At 68.0% G+C, this 8,401-nt stretch carries 7 protein-coding genes; 2 read left to right on the top strand and 5 right to left on the bottom strand.

Going from position 1 to position 8,401, the window contains the following annotated elements:
- Positions 1–172: 172 nt before the first annotated feature.
- The 5 genes from ACR2JA_RS15505 to ACR2JA_RS15485 all read right to left on the bottom strand — a co-directional run bounded on the left by ACR2JA_RS15505 (position 173) and on the right by ACR2JA_RS15485 (position 5,869).
- Complete coding sequence (locus ACR2JA_RS15505; RefSeq protein WP_434009976.1) at positions 173–1,318, bottom strand: BMP family ABC transporter substrate-binding protein; 1,146 nt, start codon at positions 1,316–1,318, stop codon at positions 173–175.
- Positions 1,319–1,366: 48 nt separating this feature from the next.
- Complete coding sequence (locus tag ACR2JA_RS15500; RefSeq protein ID WP_434009975.1) at positions 1,367–2,287, bottom strand: ABC transporter permease; 921 nt, start codon at positions 2,285–2,287, stop codon at positions 1,367–1,369.
- 12 nt (positions 2,288–2,299) lie between these two features.
- A complete protein-coding gene (locus ACR2JA_RS15495; RefSeq protein WP_434009974.1) occupies positions 2,300–3,355 on the bottom strand; it encodes an ABC transporter permease in 1,056 nt (351 codons plus the stop codon).
- A complete protein-coding gene (locus ACR2JA_RS15490; RefSeq protein ID WP_434009973.1) occupies positions 3,342–4,832 on the bottom strand; it encodes an ABC transporter ATP-binding protein in 1,491 nt (496 codons plus the stop codon). Before ACR2JA_RS15490 ends, ACR2JA_RS15495 begins: the two co-directional genes overlap by 14 nt.
- Before the next feature lie 83 nt (positions 4,833–4,915).
- On the bottom strand, positions 4,916–5,869 hold the full coding sequence (locus ACR2JA_RS15485) for a LysR family transcriptional regulator (RefSeq protein WP_434009972.1): 954 nt from the start codon (positions 5,867–5,869) through the stop codon (positions 4,916–4,918).
- Between the two features lie 95 nt (positions 5,870–5,964).
- Here ACR2JA_RS15485 and xdhA point away from each other — a divergent pair, with 95 nt between their 5' ends.
- Positions 5,965–7,464 (top strand): xanthine dehydrogenase small subunit, encoded by a 1,500-nt coding sequence (gene xdhA / locus ACR2JA_RS15480; RefSeq protein WP_434009971.1) that lies wholly within the window; start codon positions 5,965–5,967, stop codon positions 7,462–7,464.
- Positions 7,461–8,401 (top strand): molybdopterin cofactor-binding domain-containing protein (locus ACR2JA_RS15475; protein ID WP_434009970.1); only part of this gene is annotated, 941 nt, incomplete at its 3' end. The genes xdhA and ACR2JA_RS15475, both read left to right, overlap by 4 nt.

Genomic DNA, 8,401 nt, shown 5'->3' with positions numbered 1-8,401 from the left:
AGCACACACCGTGGAACCGGCTTTGCCGGGCCACTGGTGTGGTCCCCCCGCCGGGGGGCTGAGGGCCGCGGCTCCGAACCTGCCTGCGCAGGTTTGGACAGCCCGAAGGAGCATGGGCTCTGCCCCATGCTGCGGCCTGCAAGGCGAGCGAAGCGGCGCAGGGGGGAGTCCATCAGTTCGGCACTTTGCCTTCCACGCCCTTGACGAAGAACTTGACGCCGCCCAGGAACTTGTCATCCGCGATCACGTCCTTGGCCAGCACTTCCTTGCCATCCTGACCGACGATCGGGCCCTTCCAGATCGAGAAGGAACCGTCCTTCAGGCCGGCCTTGACGGTGTCGATCTTGGCCTTGGTTTCGGCGGGCACGTCTTCGGCGATGGACACCATGTCGATCGCACCTTCCTTGTGGCCCCACCACACACCGCCGGTGCTCCAGGTGCAATCCAGCGCGTCCTTGTCGGCCTTGACGTAGTACGGGCCCCAGTTGATCACGGCCGAGCCCAGGTGGGCCTTGGGGCCGTAGGCGGTCATGTCGCTGTCCCAGCCGAAGGCACGCTTGCCCATCTTCTCGGCGGTCTGCAGCACGGCCGACGAGTCGGTGTTCTGCATCAGCACGTCAGCGCCGCCGTTGATCAGGGAGGTCGCGGCTTCGGTTTCCTTCGGTGGGTCGAACCAGCCGTTGACCCAGACCACCTTGGTCTTGATCTTGGGGTTCACCGACTGCGCGCCCAGCGTGAAGCTGTTGATGTTGCGGATCACTTCGGGGATTGGAATCGAGGCCACCACACCCAGGGTGTTGGTCTTGGTCATGGCACCGGCGATCACGCCGGCCATGTAGGCACCTTCGTAGGTGCGGCTGTCGTAGGTGCGCATGTTCTCGGCCGTCTTGTAGCCGGTGGCGTGCTCGAACTTCACGTCCTTGAAGTCGGGCGCGACCTTGAGCATGGGCTCCATGTAGCCGAAGGTGGTGCCGAAGATCAGCTTGTTGCCCTGGCTGGCCAGGTCGCGCAGCACGCGCTCGGCGTCGGCGCTCTCGGGCACGTTTTCGACAAAGCTGGTCACGATCTTGTCGCCGAACTCGGCCTCGATGGCCTTGCGTCCGTTGTCGTGCGCGAAGGTCCAGCCACCGTCACCCACCGGACCGACGTAGGCGAAAGCCACCTTCAGCGGCTCGGCCTTGGGGGCTTCGGCGGGGGCCGCGGCCGGGGCGGGCGCGGGCGCCGGCTCTTCCTTCTTGCCGCAGCCGATCAGGGCCGCGCTGGCCACGGCCGTCAGGGCCGCCAGCTTGATCAGGGAACGCTTGTTCAGGTCGGTCATGGAAACCTCTTGGAGGGTTGGGAGTGGAGAAAACAGAACAATCAAAGATTATGAACCGGGGTAGAACGGCTTGCCGATCGAGGCCGGCATGTTGATGCGGATCCAGGTCGGGTTGCGCGAGATCAGCACGAGCACGGCGATGGTGGCGAGGTAGGGCATCATGGTCAGGAACTGGCTGGGCACGTTGACACCCATGCCCTGCAAGTGGAACTGCAGCATGGTCACGCCACCGAACAGGTAGGCACCCAGCAAGACACGTGCCGGGCGCCAGGTGGCAAAGGTGGTCAGGGCCAGCGCGATCCAGCCCTTGCCGGCGATCATGCCCTCCACCCACAGCGGGGTGTACACGGTGGACACGTAGGCACCGGCCAGGCCGCACAGCGCGCCACCGGCCATCACCGCCAGCAAGCGGATGCGGCGCACCGGGTAACCCAGCGCGTGGGCCGATTCGGGGCTCTCGCCCACGCTGCGCAGCACCAGACCGGCGCGGGTGCGGTAGAGGAACCAGACCAGCCCGAACATCAGCCCGACGCACGCATAGACCATGGGGTGCTGCTTGAACAGCGCATTGCCCACGAACGGGATGTCGGACAGCAGCGGGATGGCGAACTGGCTCTGCTCGGGCAGCTTGGCCTGCACGTACGACGTGCCGGCGAAGGCCGAGAACCCGCCACCGAACAGCGACAGCGCCAGACCGGTGGCGTACTGGTTGGTGTTGAGCCAGATCACCAGCGCGCCGAAGATGGCGGCCAGCAGCGCGCCCGCGGCCATGCCGGCGGCAAAGCCGGCCACGGTGCTGCCGGTGTGCACCACGGTGGCAAAGCCCGCCAGGGCGGCGCAGAGCATCATGCCCTCGGCCCCCAGGTTGACGATGCCGGCCTTTTCATTGATCAGCAGGCCCAGCGAGGCGATGGCCAGCACGGTGCCGGCGTTCAGCGAAGCGGCGATGAGGAGTGCGGTGGATTCCATGTCAACGACTCCTTATTTTTTCCACACGACGCGGTACGCGATCAGCGTGTCACAGGCCAGCAGCGCGAACAGCAGCAGACCCTGGAACACGCCGGTGATGGACTTGGGCAGCCCCAGGCGCGACTGCGCCAGTTCGCCGCCGATGTAGAACATGCTCATGAGGATGGCCGAGAACACGATGCCCACCGGGTGCAGACGGCCGACGAAGGCCACGATGATGGCCGCAAAGCCGTAGCCCGCCGGCACATACGGCGTGAGCTGGCCGATGGGGCCGGCCACCTCCAGCGCGCCCGCCAGGCCGGCGGCGCCGCCGGAGGTCAGCAGCGCGATCCACAGCGCCTTGCGCGAGGAAAAGCCCGCGTAGCGCGCCGCCGCCGGCGCCAGGCCGCCCACCTGCTGGGCAAAGCCCGAATAGGTGCGGAACAGGAACACCCAGACCGCGGTCACACCTGCCAGCGCCAGCAACAGGCCGACATTCACCCGCGAGCCCTGCATGAGCTTGGGGATCTGCGTGACCGACTCGAAGGTCTTGGTCTGCGGGAAGTTGTAGCCCATGGGGTCTTTCCAGGGGCCATAGACCAGGTAGTTGAGCACCTGCACCGCCACATAGACCAGCATCAGGCTGACCAGGATCTCGTTGGCGTTGAAGCGGTCGCGCAGCAGGGCCGTGATGGCGGCCCACAACATGCCGCCCACGATGCCCGCCACGATGATGGCCGGTACGATCCAGCCACCGGTGCTCTTGTCGGCCGTCAGCGCCACGCCGGCCGCGAAGATGGCGCCGATCAGGTACTGGCCCTCGGCCCCGATGTTCCAGACGTTGGAGCGAAAGCACACCGCCAGACCGAGCGCGACGATCAGCAGCGGCGTGGCCTTGACCATGAGTTCGGACAGCGCGTAGGTGCTCTTGATGGGCTCCCAGAAAAACACCTGCAGGCCGCGCACCGGATCTTTGCCGAGCACCGCGAACAGGATCACGCCGACGACCACGGTGATGGCCAGCGCCAGCAGCGGCGAGGCATAGCCCCAGCGCGCCGAGGGTTGGGGACGGACTTCAAGCCGCAGCATGGGCGGACTCCTTCTTGTTGTTGTGTGCGGTGTCGTCCCACAGGCCCGACATCCATTCGCCGATGCGCTCCACCGTCGCATCCGCGCGGCTGATCGAAGGCGACAGCCGCCCCTTGGCGATCACGTGCAGGCGGTCGCTGATCTCGAACAGCTCGTCGAGTTCTTCGCTGACCACCAGCACCGCACACCCCGCGTCGCGCAGCGCCAGGATTTCACCGCGGATCTGCGCCGACGCGCCCACGTCCACGCCCCAGGTGGGCTGGCTGACGATGAGCAGCTTGGGTTTGGCTTCGATCTCGCGGCCGACGATGAACTTCTGCAAATTGCCGCCCGAGAGCGACTTGGCCGCCGCGCCCGGCCCGTTGGCCTTGACCTTGTAGCGGGCGATGATGTCTTCGGCCTGCGCCTTGAGCGCGCCGAGCTTGAGCCAGCCGCCCGCGCCCACCGCGTCGCGGCGCGAGAGCAGCAGGTTGTGCGCCAGCGACAGCGTGGGCACCGCACCGCGGCCCAGCCGTTCTTCGGGCACGAAGTGCAGGCCGAGGGCGCGGCGCCGGCCCGGCGCCATGCGCGAGGCGTCCTGCCCCAGCACGCGGATGCTGCCGGCCGGCGCGCGCCGGTCTTCGCCCGAGAGTGCGTACAGCAGTTCGCCCTGGCCATTGCCCGACACGCCCGCGATGCCCACCACCTCGCCGGCGCGCACCGTCAGCGCGATCTGGTGCAGGTGGGTGCCGAACGGGTCGTCGCTGGCCAGCGTCAGCTCGCGCACCTGCAGCACATCGGCGCCTGCGTTGAGCGGGCGCGCGTGCAGCGCCGGCGGCTCGGCGCCGATCATCAGGCGCGAGAGCGAGGCGTTGCTTTCGTTCTGCGGGTTGCACACGCCCGTGACCTGGCCGCCGCGCAGCACGGTGCAGGCGGTGCACAGCTCGCGGATTTCGTGCAGCTTGTGGCTGATGTAAAGGATGGAGCAGCCTTCGGACGCCAGCTTCTTGAGCACCACGAAGAGCTTTTCCACCGCCTGCGGCGTCAGCACCGAGGTCGGCTCGTCCAGGATCAGCAGTTGCGGGCTGGTCAGCAGCGCGCGGATGATTTCCACCCGCTGCATCTCGCCCACGCTCAGCGTGTGCACCGGGCGCTTGGGATCGATGTCCAGCCCGTATTCGGCCGCGGTGGCGTCGATGCTGGCGGTCACCTCGTTGAGCGTGAGCGACTTGTCCAGCCCGAGCCAGACGTTTTCGGCCACGGTGATGGTGTCGAACAGGCTGAAGTGCTGGAACACCATGCTGATGCCCAGCGCCCGCGCTTCCTGCGGGTTGCGGATGTGCACCGGCTGGCCGTTGAACATGACCGCGCCCTCGTCGGGCTTGACCGAGCCGTAGATGATCTTCATCAGCGTGGACTTGCCAGCGCCGTTCTCGCCCAGCACGGCGTGGATTTCACCGGGCGCGACGGACAGGGAGACGTTGCTGTTGGCCACCACGCCAGGTTAGCGATTGGTGATGCCGGTCAGCTGCAATCTGGGGGTCGTCAAGGCGATCTCCTTCTTGTTGTGTGGGTGTGGGTTCAGGCGGCGGCCGCTTCGGCCTCTGGCCGGCGCAGCGAAGCGGCGACCGATTTGATCTGCTCGCGCAACCAGCGCCCGGCGTTGGACGCGTGGGTGCGCTCGTGCCAGAGCTGGTAATACATCATGCGCGGGAAGGGCACCGGGCAGGCCAGCACCTGCACCGGCAGCACGCCGGTGAAACGCTCGGCGTACTGGCGCCCGGTGGTCAGCACCAGCAAGGTGCCCGCCACCATGGCCGGGATCAGCCCGAAGTGCGGGCAGCGCGCGGTGATGTTGCGCACCAGGCCCTGGCTGGCCTGGTGTTCGTCGATGAAGCCGCGCGCGCCGGGGTGGGTGGGCGTGGGCGCGATGTGCTCGGCCGCCAGCCAGGCCTCCACGTCCCAGCCGCGGCGGGCGGCCGGGTGCTGGCTCGCCACCAGGCAGACCACCTCGTCGCCGAACAGGCGGCCCAGGTGCAGGTCGCCCGGCGGTTTGGGCCAGTTGCCGATCACCACGTCCACATGGCCCTGGGCCAGGTGGGCGCGGTAGTCGGCGTCGGCCGAGAGCGGGTGGATGTCGATGCCGCAGTTCGGCGCGAGCGACTTGATCTGCGTCACCAGCTGCGGCAGGAAGAGCGGGTCCAGGTAGTCGCTGGCGGCCAGGCTGAAGGTCTGGCGCGCGGTGGCCGGGTCGAACGCGCGGGCGTCGGAGAACAGCATCTCGGCGCTGCGCAGGATTTCGGCGGCCGGTTCGATCATGCGCAGGCCGGCCACGGTGGGCACCATGCTGGCGCCCGAACGCACCAGAAGAGGGTCCCCCGCCAGTTCGCGCAGCCGCTTGAGCGATGCACTGACCGCTGGCTGGTACATGCCCAGCCGCAGCGCCGCCCGCGACACGCTGCGCTCGGTGAGCACGGTGTACAGCACACGGATCAGGTGCAGGTCAATCTTGTCGAACATGGAGACGTATTTCATACCCGGAGTTCATGCGCGCGGATGGGGGTTCCGGCATTCTGGCCATATGTCCGAGCATATGTTGTGCCACACCCGTCGGCGCTATGCTGGCCCGCATGAACGCGAAAAAACCCGGGCAAACCCTGAGATTCCTGCGCCGCGGCGAAGCCGTGACGGTCCACGATGTGGCCCCCGACCGCACCCTGCTGGACCTGCTGCGCGAAGACCTGCACCTGAGCGCCACGAAGGAGGGCTGCGGCGAAGGCGATTGCGGCGCCTGCACCGTGGTGCTGGGCGAGGCGGTCAACGGCCAGCTGCGCTACAAAGCCATCAACAGCTGCATTCGCCTGGCGCATTCGGTGGACGGCATGGCGGTGTACACGGCCGAGGACATCGCAGCGCCGTCTGGCGAGCTTCATCCGGCCCAGGAGGCCATGGTGCAGTGCCACGGCAGCCAGTGCGGCTTCTGCACGCCGGGCTTCGTGATGAGCCTGTTCGGCATGTACCAGAACAAAAAAGGGGGCAACGGGATTTCGCGCGAGCAGGCGCAGGCCGACCTGTCGGGCAACCTGTGCCGCTGCACCGGCTACCGGCCCATCCTGGACGCGGCGCAGCAAATGGGCCAGCTTCCCCTGCCCGCCGGCTGCGCAGTGGACGAGGCGGCCACCGTGGCGGCGCTCAAGGCGCTCAAACCCAAGGCAGCTGCGGAAACACCCTATCTGCGCCCCACCACACTGTCCGGTCTGCTGCAGGCCCGCGCGACGCATCCGAAAGCCCAGGTTGTGGCCGGTACCACCGACGTGGGTCTCTGGGTCACCAAGCAGCACCGGCGCTTCGAGCGTGTGCTGGACGTGACCGCCGCGCGCGAACTGCAGCGCGTGGAAACCTACCCGCACCACATCGCCATCGGCGCCGCAGTGACGCTGACCGAAGCCTTCGCCGCGCTGGTGAAAGAACGGCCCCAGCTGCAGACCTTTGCCCAGCGCTTCGCCGGCCTGCCGGTGCGCAACTCGGGCACCCTGGGCGGCAACGTGGCCAACGGCTCGCCCATCGGCGATTCCATGCCGCTGCTGATCGCGCTGGGGGCCAGCGTGGTGCTGATGCGATGGAAGAAGACGAAGACCGGCGGCGAGATCGCCCACCGCGAGCTGCGGCTGGAAGACCTGTACACCGGCTACCGCACCAACGTCATGCGGCCCGATGAACTGCTGTGCTGGATCAAGGTGCCCCGGCCCACCGGACATGCCACCGAGCGCGTGTACAAGATCAGCAAGCGCTTCGACGACGACATCTCCGCCGTCTGCCTGGCGATCCAGATGACGGTCAAAGGCGGCGTGGTGCAGCAGGTGTCCATCGGCGCCGGTGGCGTGGCCGCCACCCCGGCCCGCGCCCGCCAGACCGAAGCCGCCCTGCTCGGCCAGCCCTGGACCGCCGACACGGTGATGGCCGGCGCCGCCGCGCTGCGCGCCGAGTTCCAGCCCATCAGTGACATGCGCGCCAGCGCCCAGTACCGGCAGACCGTGCTGGGCAACCTGCTGCAGCGCTTCTGGCTCGAAAGCCAGGGCCTGCAGGGCATCAACCTCGACAGCCTCAAGACCGTGGGGGCCCTGGCATGAACGCACCAGATCTGAAGCTCGTGGTGGACAACGCGCCGGTCACGCCGGCTGCAGGGGTGTCCCGGTTTCATGAAAGCGCCCGCGCCCAGGTGGCCGGCGCGGCCACCTACATCGACGACATCCCCGAGGTGCGCGGCACGCTGCACGCGGCGCCGGTGTGTTCGCCCGTGGCGCACGGCCGGCTCAAAGGCATTGATCCGTCGGCCGCCCTGGCCCTGCCGGGCGTGCGCGGCTTCGTCGGCGCGACCGACATTCCCGGCGACAACACGCTCGCGGCCTTTGCGCACGACGAACCGGTGTTCGCGCAGGGCACGGTGCAGTTCCTGGGCCAGGTGGGCGGGCTGATCGTGGCGGATGACGCCCTGACCGCGCGCCGTGCTGCGCGCCTGGTGCAGTGGGACATCGAGGCGCTGGACCCGGTGCTGACGGTGCACGAAGCCCACGCGCTGGAAAGCTACGTGCTGCCGCCGGTGCATGTGAAGCGCGGTGACGCGCAGGCGGCCCTCAAGCGCGCTGCGCACACGCTGGAAGGCGCGTTCGAGGTCGGCGGCCAGGAACACTTTTACCTGGAGGGCCAGATCGCCTACGTGCTGCCGCTGGAGCAGCAGCAGTGGTGGGTCTACAGCAGCACCCAGCACCCGGGCGAGGTGCAGCACTGGGTCTCGCACGCGCTGGGCCTGGCCAACCATGCGGTCACGGTCGAATGCCGGCGCATGGGCGGCGGTTTCGGCGGCAAGGAAACGCAGGCCGGCCACCTGGCGGTGTGGGCCGCCATCGCCGCGAACCGGCTCAAGTGCCCCGTCAAGCTGCGGCTGGACCGCGACGACGACTTCATGGTCACCGGCAAGCGCCACCCCTTCGCCTACCACTACCGCGTCGGCTTCGATGACACCGGCCTGCTCTGCGGGCTGGACCTGGAGATGCTGGCCAACTGCGG

Source organism: Hydrogenophaga sp., assembly GCF_051007235.1.
Lineage (GTDB): Bacteria > Pseudomonadota > Gammaproteobacteria > Burkholderiales > Burkholderiaceae_C > Hydrogenophaga.
Note: the sequence above shows the minus strand (reverse complement) of the source record. Positions and strands in the feature narration are given on the sequence as shown.

Excerpts from the sequence above, each read along its gene's own strand:
- ACR2JA_RS15505 (WP_434009976.1), bottom strand. The coding sequence starts at position 1,318 with ATGACCGACCTGAACAAGCGTTCCCTGATCAAGCTGGCGGCCCTGACG.
- ACR2JA_RS15500 (WP_434009975.1), bottom strand. The coding sequence starts at position 2,287 with ATGGAATCCACCGCACTCCTCATCGCCGCTTCGCTGAACGCCGGCACC.
- ACR2JA_RS15495 (WP_434009974.1), bottom strand. The coding sequence starts at position 3,355 with ATGCTGCGGCTTGAAGTCCGTCCCCAACCCTCGGCGCGCTGGGGCTAT.
- ACR2JA_RS15485 (WP_434009972.1), bottom strand. The coding sequence starts at position 5,869 with ATGAAATACGTCTCCATGTTCGACAAGATTGACCTGCACCTGATCCGT.
- xdhA (WP_434009971.1), top strand. The coding sequence starts at position 5,965 with ATGAACGCGAAAAAACCCGGGCAAACCCTGAGATTCCTGCGCCGCGGC.